Raw genomic sequence first — 14,514 nt, forward strand, 5'->3', positions numbered from 1 at the left:
AGCAGGAATAAAAAAAGGCCAGCAAATGCTGGCCTTTCTGGTGCTTCTGAGATTACTCAGACGTCTCTTCGACGCGTTTGTTGCGTGGGTCATTAGCTGGGCGCGATACTTCTCTCGGCGCACGGTCAATAGGCGCTGGTAACGCGGTATTGAGCGGTCGACCGAGAACCTTTTGGCGCGTCTGCGTTGTTACCTGAACTTGAGCGACGGGCTTAGGATTGCTTCTCGGGTCATTACTTGGGCGAGTAAAGGCGGGTTTAGCGGCTTCCTCTGTCTTAGCTTCAATGATTTGATCAGCATCCGGCTTAGCTTCCGCTTTTATTGCTGGGGCCGCTTTCGGCGCTGCAGTAACTGCCGCTTCAACTTCAGCTGCTGCTTCAACTTCAGCGTCTTCGGCCTTGGTCTCTTTCAGTGTTGGACTTGCATCCGCTGTTGCTTGGATGTTCTCCACAGGTGCTTCAGACTTGACGACCTTTAGCTCTTCAGTCGCAGGGGTGCTGTGCGCGGCAGGATTAGGCTCAGTTTGAGCGGCAGCTTCCACTTGTGCAGGTGTTGCTACTTCCATTTGCTCTGGTGCCAGTGTTTTAGCTTGTGTTACTTCCTCGCTTGCAGCCTTGGGCGCTGATCTTTCGCGCTTCGGTGCAGGCTTAGTTTCAGTCTGCTCTGGGGCGCTGTCGGATTCAGGCGCGGTGTTAGCGGCTTCGTTGTCTTTTTCGAGCTGCTCTACTTGCTCGCTGCGGCGACCGCGGCGACGTTGCTGGCTACGGCCTGTGCGAGAGCTTGGGCGACGCGAAGGGCGATCATCGCTGTCGTCATTACTGTCACTGCTGTTATCGTTCTGTTGGTTGCTTGGCGTCACCTGCGGTGCCGCGTTTTCGCCTTCGTTGGTGTTTTCACCGCTGCGACGGCGACGGCGACGGCGACGGTTGCCGCGCTGTTCGTCATTGTTGTCGTCGGTGTTATCGTCATTTTTTTGATTGCGCTTGTTATCCGGCTTGTCAGCTTTGGCTTTGTCGGCGCTATCGTTTTCCTCGTTGCGACGGGGGCGACGACGATTGCCGCCTTGCTGATTGCGCCCGCGTGTGCGGCGGTTGTCGCTTTGACTTCTGCTGCTCTTTTTAGGCTTAGGTTTGGGTGCAAAAAGCGCCAAAATAGCTGCTATCCAGCGCGAAATAATGCTGGGCTCTGCCGCCGGCGCAGGCGCTGGTTGGCTGGGCGCAACTTGTTGAACCGCAGCGCGGGCAACAGGCTTAGCATTTTTCATATCTGCATCAGCTTCTATTAGCTCGGCTGGTGACGAGATTTTATAGCTGGTTTCCAATGTGCCTTCATCATCATCGCGCAGGCGCTGAACTTCAAAGTGCGGAGTTTGCAGTTCGGGCTTGGGCACAATTAAGACGCGAATGTTATTGCGCGCTTCAATCTTGCTGATGGTCTTGCGTTTTTCATTGAGCAGGTAAGTGGCGACAGAGATCGGCGTTATGGCGCGAATCTCTGCACTGCGTTCTTTCTGTGCTTCTTCTTCTACTAAACGTAAAATAGACAGTGCTAACGATTTGGTGCTGCGAATAGTGCCCTGACCTGAGCAGCGCGGGCAGACTTTCGACATGGTTTCTTCGAGCGATGGGCGCAGGCGCTGGCGCGACATTTCGAGCAAGCCGAAGCGTGAAATACGGCCCACTTGTACCCGGGCGCGATCCATTTCGAGTGATTCGCGTACGCGGTTTTCAACTTCGCGCTGGTTTTTAGCGGATTGCATGTCGATGAAATCGATAACCACTAGGCCGCCGATATCGCGCAGGCGTAGTTGGCGCGCAATTTCAGTGGCTGCTTCGAGGTTAGTTTGCAGTGCTGTTTCTTCGATGTCCCCGCCTTTGGTGGCGCGCGATGAGTTGATGTCGATAGACACCAGAGCTTCGGTGGGATCAATAACTATCGAGCCGCCAGACGGCAGTTTAACTTCACGCTCAAATGCTGTTTCAATTTGGCTTTCGATTTGATAGCGGTTGAACAGTGGGATGTCGTCTTCGTAATACTTAATTTTGCTTTGATAATTTGGCATCACCTGTTGAATGAAGGTGGTAACTAAATCGTAAGCTTCTTTGCTGTCGACGATTACTTCGCCTATATCTTGGCGCAAGTAGTCGCGAATGGCGCGAATGATGACATTGCTTTCTTGGAATAAGAACTCGGGCGCCTTGTGTGTTTCCGCCGCGGCAGAAAGCTGTGACCAGAGTTGGAGTAGGTAATCTAAATCCCACTGCAGTTCCTGTGCGCTGCGACCAATGCCCGCGGTACGAACAATAATGCCCATGCCCGAAGGTACTTCGATATCCGACAGTGCATCGCGCAGTTCGGCGCGCTCTTCGCCTTCGATACGACGTGAAATGCCACCCGCGCGCGGGTTGTTTGGCATCAAAACTAAATAGCGGCCAGCTAAGCTAATAAAGGTGGTGAGTGCGGCGCCTTTATTGCCGCGCTCTTCCTTGTCGACCTGAACGATGACTTCCTGGCCTTCTTTTAATACGTCTTTGATTTTGATGCGGCCGTCAGCGTCTTTCGAGTTTTTGCTGAAGTAGTCACGCGAGATTTCTTTCAGAGGGAGGAATCCGTGGCGCTCGGCACCGTAATCTACGAAGGCGGCCTCAAGGCTGGGTTCTACGCGGGTAATTTTGCCTTTGTAGATGTTGGCTTTCTTTTGTTCGCGATTGCGGTTTTCTATATCTAAGTCATACAGCCATTGGCCGTCGACCAGTGCAACACGCAACTCTTCAGGTTGCGTTGCGTTAATGAGCATTCTTTTCATGCTGTGCCTAAGTTTTAGGGCGCATTCAAAGTTGCTGTAAAGCAGACTGTAAAACTGTTTGGCCGCCTAAGGCCCTTGCGCTACCTAGTGAAGGCTCGCAAAGTCGGCGGTTGAATCAGGTGGCAACAGGCAGCAACAAGCCAAACCCAAATGGGGCTGCGCGATGTTGCTATAAAGGTTGCTTAGTGTACCTGTATTCATCAAAAACTCAGAGTTCATCCATTGCGTTTATGTCAGTTCGGTTGCTGACGCTATCAGTGTTTTCACAAGAGGGGGGCTTGTCAGGCGTCTGGGCGATTGGCCTAGTGCGGCTGGTTTTGCGTTCCGTCCCTGCTGATAGTGGCTATTGCTATCGAGTTTTAAAAACAATTTCTCAGTGCACTGCAGCAGTCTTTGTGCGCAATTGTCACTGTGGTTCTTTGTGCCGGCGTTTTTGTTCGCTCTGGCAGCGAAGAACCGCTATTGGGTCAAAAACAGCGCTCCGGGGTTGTTTACCGGCTGCCCACCTCGGGTCAGACGCGTATACAAATCCAGCGGTTTGCTGGCTGAATGGCGGTATTTCCTCGCGACTTGCCTAACGCAATGTCCGGAAACCAGCCCAGTCAGCGGGCTGAACTATAGCAGCAAAGCCTAAGCCCTTCAATTAGAAAGAAAAAACTGATTTGACTGGTGTAAAATGCCGGCTCTTCACGTGTTTGAGAGCGCTATGTCTGAGTTTCATCAGGTCCAAATGTTAGAGGTCGACCCCGATTGCGCCGGTCAGCGAGTCGATAATTTCCTGATGTCGCGTTTGAAAGGGGTGCCGAAATCGCGACTCTATCGTCTGTTGCGCAAGGGCGAGGTGCGAGTCAATAAGGGCAGGGTTAAGCCTGAGCATAAGCTACACGCTGGTGATCTCGTGCGCGTGCCGCCCATTCGGTTGGCGCAGGAGGGTGACTTGGTGCCGGTTGGTCCCGAGTTGGCCCAGCGCTTGGCAGAGGCCATCGTATTCGAAGATGACTGGCTAATGGCTATTAATAAGCCGCCAGGCTTGGCCGTTCATGGCGGCAGTGGGGTGCAAATTGGCTTGATCGAGGCGCTCCGCCAGATGAAGCCAGATATCAGGTTTCTCGAGCTGGTACATCGATTGGATCGAGAGACGAGTGGCGTGATTCTGATTGCGAAGAAGCGCGGTGCGCTCAAGGCTTTGCAAGAGCAGTTCCGGGAAAAGTCGGAGCAAATGACGCTGGCCGGTATCCGCAAGCGCTATTTGGCGTTGGTTGATGGGCAGTGGCCGGTGTCGAGAAAGGAGGTTGATGAGCCGTTATTGCGCACAGAGTTGGCCAACGGCGATCGAATCGTTAAGGTTTCCGCCGATGGTAAGCCGAGTAAGACTTTGTTTTCAGTGGTGGAAAACTTGCAGGGTGCAACGCTTGTGGAAGCCAGTCCTGTCACTGGTCGCACGCATCAGATTCGCGTGCATGCGCGCATTGCCGGCTGCCCGCTACTGGGCGATGAAAAGTACGGCATTGATGTCGTTAATGAAAAGCTTAAGCGCAAGGGCTTGCGGCGCTTGTGTTTGCACGCGGCAACTTTGAGTTTTATGCACCCAATTACCGAGCAGAGTATGACGGTGGAGGCGCCCATGCCCAGTGATATGTCTGCGTTGTTGGAAGCGTTGCGATGCTCTTGATTTTTGATTGGGACGGCACGCTGATCGATTCAACGGCCAAAATAGTGGCTAGCGTGCAGGCGGCCGCCCAGCGTCTGGAATTGCCGGTGTTGCCCGATGCCGAGGTGAAAAATATTATCGGCTTGTCCTTGAATGAGGCGCTTGCCCGGCTCTATCCAGCCCTGAGTTCGAGCGCTTTGCTGGCGTTGTCTGAGGCATTTTCCAAGCATTTTGTCGCTGCGGATCAGAAACCCTGTGCTTTTTACGAGGGTGTGGTGCCGGCGTTGACGTCGCTAAAGGCGGCGGGGTTTGAGTTGGCCGTGGCGACGGGAAAGAGTCGCAGTGGTTTGACCCGAGTGCTCGGCAACGTGGGCTGGAGCGATTTCTTTTCGGCGACTAAGTGCGCTGAAGAGACGGCCTCTAAGCCGCACCCACTTATGCTGGAGCAGTTGTTGAGCGAGTTCGGTGTGCGTCCGCACGAGGCGGTGATGGTGGGCGACACGGAATATGACATGGCGATGGCGAGAAGCGCCGGTGTGCCACGGATCGCGGTCAGCTACGGTGCTCACCATATCGATCGGATGAGGCCTTACGAGCCGGCGCTTTGTCTCGATCGTTTTGCTGATTTGCTCGAATGGCAGCCGTTACGACAAAGGCTCGAATCCTTCTCGTCTTAGCATGGCGCAGAGCGTTATGAGCGGTAGCCCTTCTAGGGCGCTGGGGTCGGTGCTGGTTAGGGATCGAAATAAGCTGCTGCCTAAGGCTTCGCACTTGAAGCTGCCGGCGCAATCTAATGGTTGCTCCTTCTTTATATAGGCTTGAAGTTGGGTTTCGGTGAGGGTTAAAAAGCTAACCTCGGTGGTGATTGTATCTAGCTGTAGGTTTTGGTTAGTGCTATTCAATAAACAGAGGCTGGTGTAAAAGGTCACCGTTTTGCCCTGACAGAGCTTGAGTTGCTGCAGTGCGTTCGCCTCTGTGCCCGGCTTGTTGAGTAAGTGACCGTCGCAGCTGGCGGTTTGGTCTGAGCCTATAATTAGCGCATCGGGGTAGAGGTGAGCGAGAGCAAGTGCTTTGGCCTTGGCTAGTCGCGGTGCAGTTTGTGCTGGTGTTTCTGTTGCTAGTGGGCTCTCGTCGATATTCGGTGCGTGACAAGTGAAGTTTTCTACAATCCTGCTCAGCAGCGACTTTCGGTAGCTTGAGCTAGAGGCTAAAATGAGGCGTCTTTTTTGCATTGTGGTTATGCCTGTTTGTGGGTGCAAAAAGGGTGCGAATTGGCGGTGTATGTTACTGAATTGGGATGGGGAAGCCTAGAAACGGTTTTTAAGCGCTAATCTGGCCTCAAATCCCTTAAATTGTGCTTATTTCCCTTTGACACCACAGAATCTTGTCCCTAGAATTGCGCGCTTATGTCAGATGCCCCCTTACAAACGATTTTGCCTCGGCAAGTAGATCCGCGAAAATTCGCGCAGAAGGGGATAAGTCTATCTGGTCGCGTGCCACTGGCGCAGATGCCTCGCTTAAGCGAAGCGGTGCAAAGTGGTGACGAAGAGGTAGATGTGCATTTAGAATTTGGTATTGACCAACAGAGGGCTAAAACCCTTAAAGGTCACGCTAAAGCAAGTGTTTCAGTGGTTTGTCAGCGTTGTTTGCAGCCGACAAAACTCACCTTAGACGCCGATATCGCACTCGCTGTAGTGTGGACAGAAGAGCAGGGCCAGGATTTATCCAAGGATCTCGATCCTTTGATATTGGAAGAAGGCCCCACCGATCTGTATCAGGTTGTTGAGGATGAGTTGTTGCTGGTGTTGCCAATGGTGGCGTATCACGAAGAGCAATGTATTGACGCTTCATCGTTAAGTGCCGGAACAGCGGTTCAAGACGATAAAGTATCAGACAACCCTTTTAAAGTGCTGGAGCAACTTAAGGGCTCGCCGAAATAACGAGGCGCCCCGGCTTCAGTCCATTTGGTAAGTAGGAGCTATCATGGCTGTTCAGCAAAACAAAAAGAGTCGTTCACGTCGTGACATGCGTCGTTCGCACGATGCACTCACTGGTCCAACCCTGTCTATCGATCCAACCAGTGGTGAGAAACACCGTCGTCACAATGTGACTGCCGATGGTTTCTACCGTGGTCGCAAGGTAATTGATACTGGCAGCGACGAGTAAAACTCGCGTTTGACTGCATCATCTCGAATTGCCGTAGATGTAATGGGTGGGGACTTAGGTCCCCACGCTGTTTTTTCTGCCTGTGAAAAGGCGCTGCTAGACTTTCCCTTCTTAGAAATATCTGCCTTTGGCACTGCTCAGGCCACCGAGTGTATTCCTCTATCTTTACAGCAACATGCCCGTTTTGATTGGAAGCAAGCGCACGAGACGTTTAGCGCCGAGCTAAAACCCACTGACATTTTGCGCCACAAGCAAAGCTCACTTTGGTTGGCAGTGGAGCATTTGGCTATGGAAAAGGCTGATGCCTGTGTGAGTGGCGGCAGTACCGGCGCCTTAATGGTGGCAGGTAAGCGCCTGTTGGGCATGGTGCCCGGTATTGATCGGCCGGCAATCTGCCAGCGCTGGCCTACCCGTAAAGGCCAGACGCATATGCTGGACCTAGGCGCTAATCTCGATGTTAACCCGGCGTTATTGCTGCAGTTTGCGCAAATGGGCTCAGTGCTCTCTGAAGTGGCTAGGCCAAGGGTGGCGTTATTAAATATAGGCACAGAAAGCAATAAGGGTGGCTCGCTTTTGGCGCAGGCGGCAGCGCTTATTGATCAGGACGAGGCCCTGCTGTTTGCTGGTTTTATCGAGGCAAATCACCTGCTCGATGGCGATGTCGATATCGTGGTGACTGACGGTTTTACTGGCAATGTAGCGCTTAAGGCGAGCGAAGGGGCGGCAGTGTTCCTAATCGAACAGCTAAAAGCGGCTTTTATGGGCTCTTGGTATGGCAAATTGGTTGGCCAGTTAGCCAAACCCGTGTTGCTAAAATGGCGTACACAGTTTGATCCCGGTCGCTATAATGGCGCCAGCTTTTTGGGCTTGTCTAAGCCACTCATCAAAAGCCATGGCAGCGCTGACGCGCAAGCATTTTATAATGCTATCGGTGTTGCGGTGGCGCAAACGGAGCACAAGCTGCCGGCATTGCTAGCGGCGCGCTTTAAGGCTTCGGTCGAATAAAATAGGGCAGTAATTTCCCATTGCTTTACTACTGATTATTAACCAAGGTTTCTATTATGTCTGACTCTTCTTTGGCGTTTGTATTTCCGGGCCAGGGCTCTCAAAAAATTGGCATGTTGGCGGATTTAGCTGAGCAGAATGCCATCATTCTTGAAACCTTTGCCGAAGCCTCCGGCGTTTTGGGTTATGACTTGTGGAAGCTAGTGCAAGAGGGAACTCAGGAAGATATTAATTTAACCGAGCGCACGCAACCATTACTGCTTACTGCCAGTGTGGCTTTATGGCGTTTGTGGCAGCAAAAGCAGGGGGCCATGCCCGCGTATTTTGCTGGCCATAGTTTAGGTGAGTGGTCGGCACTGGTTTGCGCTGACGTGGTTGCCTTCACCGATGCAGTAAAACTCGTGCAGCAGCGCGGTGCGTTTATGCAGGCCGCGGTGCCCGCGGGTAAGGGGGCAATGGCGGCGATTATCGGTTTAGATGACGCGTTGATTGTTAATGCCTGTGCACAAGCGTCGAGTGCTGGTGTTGTGTCGGCAGTAAATTTTAATTCACCCGGCCAAGTGGTTATTGCCGGTGAAGCGGAAGCGGTAGAGGCCGCCATGGCCCTGTGCAAAGAAGCTGGTGCAAAACGCGCCTTACCATTACCTGTTAGCGCCCCTTTTCACACGAGCCTAATGCAACCTGCGGCCGATAAATTAGCTGCGTTTATTATGGCGACTACTTTTAGTGCACCCACGATTCCTGTTGTGCATAACGTCAATGCAAAAACAGAGTTAGATCCTGAAAAAATAAAACAGTTGATGATTGAGCAAATTTGCAGTCCAGTATTATGGGTTGATTGCGTAAATAGTTTGGCGGCCTTAGGTGCGACACACCTAGTAGAATGTGGCCCTGGCGCGGTGTTGGCGGGCTTGGCAAAGCGCATTGATAAATCCTTAACGGCAGTGACAACTGGCTCGGTTGACGAGTTCGAAAAAGCCATCGCAGAACACGCGTAAGCGATATACATTTTTAACGGTGAGAAAGATTATGGAAAACAAAATTGCATTAGTTACTGGCGCCAGTCGTGGCATTGGCGCGGCTATTGCCGATTTGTTAGCAAGTCAGGGTGCCGTTGTTATCGGCACGGCTACTAGCGCAACCGGTGCTGCTGCTATTTCCGCGCGCTTTGCGGAAAAAGGCTTGGAGGGCGAAGGCATGGTGTTGAATGTGACTGACGCTGATTCCGTAGCGGGACTATTAACGGCCGTTGGCGAAAAATACGGTGCGCCGAGTATTCTGGTGAATAATGCCGGTATTACAAAAGATAATTTATTGATGCGTATGAGCGATGACGAGTGGTTCGACGTGATCAACACGAATCTGAGTGCTATTTATCGCTTAAGTAAGGGCTGCCTGCGCGGCATGATGAAAGCCCGCTGGGGCCGTATCATTAATATAAGCTCAGTGGTCGGCTCAATGGGTAACGCCGGGCAGTCAAATTATGCCGCAACTAAGGCGGGCGTAGCAGGCTTTGCACGCGCGCTTGCGAAAGAAGTTGGCTCGCGTAATATCACTGTTAATACGGTAGCACCTGGCTTTATCGACACCGATATGACCAAAGAGCTGCCAGATGCGCAAAAAGCGCTATTGTTAGCTAATGTACCTGCTGGGCGCTTGGGTCAGCCGGAGGAAATTGCGGCAGTGGTTGCCTTCTTGGCGAGCGATGCGGCAGGTTATGTGACCGGCGAAACCATTCATGTGAATGGCGGTATGTACATGGCATAATGGCCATAAGTGGCTGTTTTTATTAAGGTTACTGGAAGAAGTTGTTATTTTTTGTCGGTTTTCGTTACAACCGATGAAAAATCCATGTAAAATGCCGACCCTGTTGGCCGAGAGCACAAACAATTGGCCGCTTGTCAGTCTTATAAAGACAACGGTTTGACCGAAATTACCAACTTGGAGTTGAATACGATATGAGCAGCATTGAAGAGCGCGTAAAGAAAATTGTCGCCGAGCAGCTTGGTGTAAAAGAAGACGAAGTTAAAAACGAAGCCTCTTTCGTTGAAGACTTGGGTGCTGATTCTCTCGATACCGTTGAGCTTGTCATGGCTTTGGAAGAAGAATTCGAAACTGAGATTCCAGATGAAGAAGCTGAGAAGATCACGACTGTTCAGTTAGCTATCGACTATATTAACGAGCATCTCGGTTAATTAAGTCGAACGGAACATCTGTTCTTCGCAAAAGCCGTCACTATTTCACGATAGTACGGCTTTTGTTTTATTGGCCTTGGTATTTTGCTTTTTGATTTTATAATTCGTCAGTCTGGAGATTAAACGTGTCGCGTAAACGAGTCGTTGTTACCGGTATGGGTATGGTTTCGCCCTTAGGCAATACAGTAGCAGACACCTGGAAAGGCATTCTTGCTGGCCAGAGTGGTGTTGCACCGATTACCACTTTTGATACAACTCCTTTTAGTACTACGTTTAGTGCTGCAGTAAAAAATTTCGAAGTGGAGCCTTATTTGCAGGCCAAAGATGCCCGCAAAATGGACCCCTTCATTCAATACGGTATGGTTGCCGGTATTCAAGCGTGGGAAGACTCAGGTATTGAGTTAACCGAGGCAAATGCCGAGCGTATCGGTGCGGTTATCGGTGCTGGTATTGGTGGTATTGGCTCTATTGCCGATGGCGCCTTAACCATCGAAGAGAAAGGCCCAAGACGCATTTCCCCGTTTTTCGTGCCCGGTGCGATCATTAATATGATTGCCGGTAATCTGTCGATCAAATATGGATTTAAAGGCCCTAATTTAGCGGTAGTTACCGCCTGTACCACAGGCACTCACGCCATTGGCCTAGCGGCGCGCTCTATTCAGTACGGTGAAGCCGACGTGATGCTGGCCGGCGGTGCTGAAATGGCAACCACCAAAACCGGGTTAGCGGGCTTTGCAGCGGCGCGAGCTCTATCTACGCGTAACGATGATCCGACGAAAGCTAGCCGGCCTTGGGATCGCGACCGCGATGGTTTCGTTTTGGGTGATGGCGCCGGTGTATTGGTGCTTGAAGAATATGAACACGCCAAAGCCCGCGGCGCCAATATTTATGCCGAAGTGATTGGTTTCGGTATGAGTGGTGATGCTTACCATATGACATCGCCGCCAGAAAATGGTGCAGGCGCGGCGTTGAGTATGCGCAACGCTATTAAAGATGCAGGCATTCAGGCTTCGGACATTCAGTACATCAATGCCCATGGCACTTCAACGCCAGCTGGTGATATTGCTGAATGTCAGGCGGTTAAATCTGTGATGGGTGGGGCGGCCAGTAACGTTGCGGTTAGCTCGACCAAATCGATGATTGGCCATTTGCTAGGTGCTGCTGGTGCGGTAGAGGCTATTTTCAGTATTCTGGCGATTCGCGATCAGGTGGCGCCGCCGACAATTAATTTGGACAACCCAAGCGAAGGTTGTGATTTGAACCTGGTTCCCCATAAAGCACAGCCCATGCCTATTAACATTACCATGTCTAACTCGTTTGGATTTGGCGGAACAAACGGTACACTGGTTTTTCGAAAGGTGTGATTAGCGTTATGTTCTGGAAAACGGCGATCACCTATGATCGCCGTTTTTGTTTGGTCGCTTAGAACTAGGCTAGGTGGCTAATAGACTCACAGTTATGAAGGATAGATTGTGCACAAACCACTGACGATGATAAATGGTAGTTTTTGCGATCAGATATCAGTGTTTGATAGAGGTTTACACTATGGTCACGGTCTGTTTGAAACCCTTCGCGTAGAGGCTGGTCAGATTCCTTTGCAACGTCGTCATTTGGCGCGTCTTTGCCGTGACGCGTCGAAACTTTTATTGCCTTGCCCTGCGCAGGACGTGCTTATTGGCCAGTTGAATGCATTACTAGCGGCAGCGTGTGTGGCATGGCAACAAGCGCGAAGCACACTTTCGGCAACCGTTAAAATTATTTTAACTGCCGGTGAGGGCGGCCGAGGCTATCGCTCGCCTACCACTGTGTCGCCAAACCTCATTATTCAAATTACGCCCCGGACATTTCTCCTAGCGCAAACGAACGCAGCGCTGGTCTGTTCAACCCCGTTAAATGCCTCTGTATTTGCGGGCGTTAAGCACTGCAATCGGCTTGAGCAGGTCCTCGCTGCACACGAACTGGCCAGCAAGCCGTATTTTGAAGGTTTGATGTGCGACCCAAAAGGTTGTGTTATTGAAGGCATCTCTTCGAACATTTTTTTCTTGAAAGATGGTCAATTTCATACGCCATCGCTGGATGCTGCGGGTGTTAATGGTGTAATGCGACAGTTTCTGTTAGAGAGTTATATGGGCGTGGCGCCTATCTCCATTCGTCGGGTAATCGTTGAGGAGCTTGCCGATGCCGATCAACTCTTTGTGGTAAATAGCAATTGGGGTGTGATTGCTATTGATCGTTTACACACAGGAAGTAGGGACGTGTCCTTTACTCGAACTACAGAAGGCGAACAGTTTATTGCACTTGGAGAGAGTGCTTTTCATGCTAATGCAGACTTGCGTGGAGATATTTTTTGAAGGCGATCCTAAAATGGTTACTCAGCTTGTCTATTGCAGCTGTGGTGCTGGCTGTGGCTGTCAGTATTTATGTTAAGCATAACTTAGACGCGCCTATGGCGATAAACGATGTTGTCCAGCTCGACGTGCCAAGAGGGCAATCTTTGATTGCGCTAGGTAATCGTTTAGAACGCCAAGGTTTGTTGGATTCAACACTTTGGGTAGGCTACGCGCGTCTAGTAGGTGCGACAAAAATTAAGTCAGGTGAATACAAACTTGAACCTGGGCTTACCCCCAAGCAGTTACTTGATAAGCTAATACTTGGCGATGTAATTCGCTACAATGCGCAGTTAGTCGAAGGCTGGACCTATGCTCAAGCGCTACAATATTTACAAAGTTTAGAGCATTTAGAAATACGTTTGGCGGGTTTGCTGTGGCCAGCACAACAACAGTTGTTAGGTTTCGAGGAGGTGCATCCAGAAGGGTTATTTTTCCCCGATACCTATCAATATCAAAAAGGTGATTCCGACGTCAGTCTATTGCGTCAAGCCTATGCCAAGCAGCAAATGATATTAACTGAGCTATGGGCAGAACGCGCAGAAAATTTACCTTATCGCACGCCTTACGAAGCGTTGATCATGGCTTCCATTGTTGAAAAAGAAACGGCTATTGATGCCGAGCGGGAAGAGATCGCCGGTGTGTTTGTACGCCGGTTGCAAAAAAGCATGCGCCTGCAAACTGACCCAACTGTGATTTACGGTTTAGGCGAAAATTATCGTGGTAATTTAACGAGAAAGCATTTGAAGCAAGCTACGCCGTATAATACCTACATGATTAAGGGGTTGCCGCCAACGCCCATAGCCTTATCTGGCGAGCGCTCTCTGTTTGCGGCGCTACACCCTGATAATGGGGCAAGTTTGTATTTTGTCGCCAAGGGTGACGGTTATCATCAGTTTTCTGCGACCTTGGATGAACATAATGCTGCCGTGAAAAAATTTCAATTGAAGCGTCGCAATGATTACCGCTCGACTCCGAAACAATAATTGTTTACTTGAATAAAGAGAGAAAGGCTTGAAACCGGGACTATTTATTACCGTCGAAGGTACCGAAGGTGTTGGCAAGACCACCAACATGGATTTCGTTGAGCAATGGTTAATCGCCAAAGGTTTGGATGTGCTTAGAACCCGAGAGCCGGGAGGAACGCCTTTAGCCGAAACGCTGCGTGAGCTATTGCTCGCGCCAAGAGAAGAAGCGGTTGATCCCACTGCTGAACTGTTACTTGTGTTTGCAGCACGAGCGCAGCATTTTAATCAACGCATTTGCCCAGCGCTGGCACAGGGCAAATGGGTCTTGTGTGATCGTTTTACCGATGCAACATACGCTTATCAAGGCGCAGGGCGTGGATTGGATTCGGCATTGATTGCGCAGTTAGAAAAAGTGGTGCAAGGGTCGCTCAGGCCTGATTGCACTTTGCTCCTCGATATCGATGTTAACGTGGGTTTGGAGCGGGCGCGAAGCCGTGGTGATCTGGATCGTTTTGAGACAGAAACCATTGCCTTTTTTGAGCGTGTTCGCGCTTGTTATCTGGCGCGGGCAAAGGCCGAGGCATCGCGTTTTCGTATTGTCGATGCCAGTCAAGGTTTAGACGATGTTCAGCGCGATATCGATCGTGTACTCGCGGAACTGACGCAGCGTTAAAACTTTGGTTCGGATAGTAACTCAAGCGTTTCTTGCGTTACTGGATGGTTAAAGCTGAGCCGTGTAGAGTGCAGGCAGAGAAAAGGCGAGGCGTCGCGCACCGGTTCGGGCGCGTAAAATTGATCACCTAAAATAGGGTGCCCTAGTTGTTGCATGTGCACTCTTAACTGATGCGAGCGCCCGGTGACGGGTGTGAGTCTCACGCGGGTTGCGTTATCTTCTACATATCTCTCCATGCATTGATACAAAGTGCACGAGGGTTTACCGGACTCCATATCGACTTTTTGCAGTGGTCGATTGGGCCAATCGCAAATAAGCGGTAAATCTACTGAGCCTGCCTCGTCTTTTAGTATTCCAGAGACCAGAGCGGTATAGGATTTTTCAATTTTGCGTTGTTCAAAAAGTATGCTGAGTTGACGATGTACTGGTTTCGACCTCGCTACGATTATCAGCCCGGAAGTGGCATAATCTAGCCTGTGCACAGACAGTGCTTCTGGAAATGTGCGTTGCACGCGGCTGATTAGGCAGTCTTGATTTTCAGGGCCTCTACCGGGCACGCTGAGCATTTTAGCGGGTTTATTAACGACTAATAAAAATTCATCTTCATGTACAAATTCTAGGGTATCTTTCACGCTGAGTACTTATTGTGCTGGCAAATAGAGC

Annotated in this window: 15 protein-coding genes; 12 read left to right on the forward strand and 3 right to left on the reverse strand. The window is 50.7% G+C overall.

The genetic code is table 11. The features are described from left to right. Positions 1–52: 52 nt before the first annotated feature. Entirely contained in the window at positions 53–2,806 is a 2,754-nt protein-coding gene (locus tag ACGHTT_RS08940) for an Rne/Rng family ribonuclease (RefSeq protein WP_390594795.1), read from the reverse strand. Between the two features lie 706 nt (positions 2,807–3,512). On the opposite strand from ACGHTT_RS08940, the gene rluC reads away from it, so the two are divergent. Continuing rightward, entirely contained in the window at positions 3,513–4,478 is a 966-nt protein-coding gene (rluC, locus tag ACGHTT_RS08945) for a 23S rRNA pseudouridine(955/2504/2580) synthase RluC (RefSeq protein WP_390594796.1), read from the forward strand. Then, positions 4,469–5,134 carry an HAD-IA family hydrolase gene (locus tag ACGHTT_RS08950; protein WP_390594797.1) on the forward strand — a complete coding sequence of 222 codons (666 nt, stop codon included), beginning with the start codon at positions 4,469–4,471 and terminating at the stop codon, positions 5,132–5,134. The genes rluC and ACGHTT_RS08950 overlap by 10 nt, the downstream gene beginning before the upstream one ends. Here ACGHTT_RS08950 and ACGHTT_RS08955 read toward each other — a convergent pair. Then, the gene (locus ACGHTT_RS08955; RefSeq protein WP_390594798.1) at positions 5,102–5,689 is read right to left on the reverse strand and encodes a Maf family protein; all 588 of its coding nucleotides are present in this window, start codon (positions 5,687–5,689) and stop codon (positions 5,102–5,104) included. The genes ACGHTT_RS08950 and ACGHTT_RS08955 overlap by 33 nt on opposite strands. A gap of 174 nt (positions 5,690–5,863) precedes the next feature. Here ACGHTT_RS08955 and ACGHTT_RS08960 point away from each other — a divergent pair, with 174 nt between their 5' ends. The 10 genes from ACGHTT_RS08960 to tmk all read left to right on the forward strand — a co-directional run bounded on the left by ACGHTT_RS08960 (position 5,864) and on the right by tmk (position 13,851). Beyond that, a complete protein-coding gene (locus tag ACGHTT_RS08960) occupies positions 5,864–6,397 on the forward strand; it encodes a YceD family protein (protein ID WP_390594799.1) in 534 nt (177 codons plus the stop codon). Positions 6,398–6,440: 43 nt separating this feature from the next. Further along, positions 6,441–6,623 (forward strand): 50S ribosomal protein L32, encoded by a 183-nt coding sequence (gene rpmF, locus ACGHTT_RS08965; RefSeq protein ID WP_183909705.1) that lies wholly within the window; start codon positions 6,441–6,443, stop codon positions 6,621–6,623. Positions 6,624–6,632: 9 nt separating this feature from the next. Further along, positions 6,633–7,628, forward strand: coding sequence for a phosphate acyltransferase PlsX (plsX, locus tag ACGHTT_RS08970; RefSeq protein ID WP_390594800.1), 996 nt, complete (start codon positions 6,633–6,635; stop codon positions 7,626–7,628). A gap of 56 nt (positions 7,629–7,684) precedes the next feature. After that, the gene (fabD, locus tag ACGHTT_RS08975) at positions 7,685–8,626 is read left to right on the forward strand and encodes an ACP S-malonyltransferase (protein ID WP_390594801.1); all 942 of its coding nucleotides are present in this window, start codon (positions 7,685–7,687) and stop codon (positions 8,624–8,626) included. Positions 8,627–8,657: 31 nt separating this feature from the next. Continuing rightward, positions 8,658–9,395 carry a 3-oxoacyl-ACP reductase FabG gene (fabG, locus tag ACGHTT_RS08980; protein WP_390594802.1) on the forward strand — a complete coding sequence of 246 codons (738 nt, stop codon included), beginning with the start codon at positions 8,658–8,660 and terminating at the stop codon, positions 9,393–9,395. A gap of 191 nt (positions 9,396–9,586) precedes the next feature. Further along, entirely contained in the window at positions 9,587–9,823 is a 237-nt protein-coding gene (gene acpP, locus ACGHTT_RS08985; RefSeq protein ID WP_290263058.1) for an acyl carrier protein, read from the forward strand. A 125-nt stretch (positions 9,824–9,948) separates the two neighbouring features. Next, the gene (gene fabF / locus ACGHTT_RS08990) at positions 9,949–11,187 is read left to right on the forward strand and encodes a beta-ketoacyl-ACP synthase II (protein WP_390594803.1); all 1,239 of its coding nucleotides are present in this window, start codon (positions 9,949–9,951) and stop codon (positions 11,185–11,187) included. Between the two features lie 108 nt (positions 11,188–11,295). Beyond that, positions 11,296–12,174, forward strand: a complete 879-nt coding sequence (gene pabC / locus ACGHTT_RS08995) for an aminodeoxychorismate lyase (RefSeq protein ID WP_390594804.1) — start codon at positions 11,296–11,298, stop codon at positions 12,172–12,174. Further along, positions 12,171–13,196: an endolytic transglycosylase MltG gene (gene mltG, locus ACGHTT_RS09000; RefSeq protein ID WP_390594805.1), complete on the forward strand. Its 1,026-nt coding sequence runs from the start codon at positions 12,171–12,173 to the stop codon at positions 13,194–13,196. The genes pabC and mltG overlap by 4 nt, the downstream gene beginning before the upstream one ends. Before the next feature lie 28 nt (positions 13,197–13,224). After that, the gene (tmk, locus tag ACGHTT_RS09005; protein ID WP_390594806.1) at positions 13,225–13,851 is read left to right on the forward strand and encodes a dTMP kinase; all 627 of its coding nucleotides are present in this window, start codon (positions 13,225–13,227) and stop codon (positions 13,849–13,851) included. Here the strand turns inward: tmk and ACGHTT_RS09010 are convergent. Further along, complete coding sequence (locus tag ACGHTT_RS09010) at positions 13,848–14,483, reverse strand: pseudouridine synthase (protein WP_390594807.1); 636 nt, start codon at positions 14,481–14,483, stop codon at positions 13,848–13,850. The two genes, tmk and ACGHTT_RS09010, sit on opposite strands and share 4 nt — an antisense overlap. Between the last annotated feature and the right edge of the window lie 31 nt (positions 14,484–14,514).

The organism is Simiduia litorea (assembly GCF_042853465.1).
Classification (GTDB): Bacteria; Pseudomonadota; Gammaproteobacteria; order Pseudomonadales; family Cellvibrionaceae; genus Simiduia; species Simiduia litorea.

What these genes read in the sequence shown, in the direction of transcription:
- acpP (WP_290263058.1), top strand. Translation starts at nt 9,587, where the DNA reads ATGAGCAGCATTGAAGAGCGCGTAAAGAAAATTGTCGCCGAGCAGCTT.
- ACGHTT_RS08940 (WP_390594795.1), bottom strand. Translation starts at nt 2,806, where the DNA reads ATGAAAAGAATGCTCATTAACGCAACGCAACCTGAAGAGTTGCGTGTT.
- ACGHTT_RS08950 (WP_390594797.1), top strand. Translation starts at nt 4,469, where the DNA reads ATGCTCTTGATTTTTGATTGGGACGGCACGCTGATCGATTCAACGGCC.
- fabG (WP_390594802.1), top strand. Translation starts at nt 8,658, where the DNA reads ATGGAAAACAAAATTGCATTAGTTACTGGCGCCAGTCGTGGCATTGGC.
- fabD (WP_390594801.1), top strand. Translation starts at nt 7,685, where the DNA reads ATGTCTGACTCTTCTTTGGCGTTTGTATTTCCGGGCCAGGGCTCTCAA.
- ACGHTT_RS08955 (WP_390594798.1), bottom strand. Translation starts at nt 5,689, where the DNA reads ATGCAAAAAAGACGCCTCATTTTAGCCTCTAGCTCAAGCTACCGAAAG.
- rpmF (WP_183909705.1), top strand. Translation starts at nt 6,441, where the DNA reads ATGGCTGTTCAGCAAAACAAAAAGAGTCGTTCACGTCGTGACATGCGT.
- rluC (WP_390594796.1), top strand. Translation starts at nt 3,513, where the DNA reads ATGTCTGAGTTTCATCAGGTCCAAATGTTAGAGGTCGACCCCGATTGC.
- ACGHTT_RS08960 (WP_390594799.1), top strand. Translation starts at nt 5,864, where the DNA reads ATGTCAGATGCCCCCTTACAAACGATTTTGCCTCGGCAAGTAGATCCG.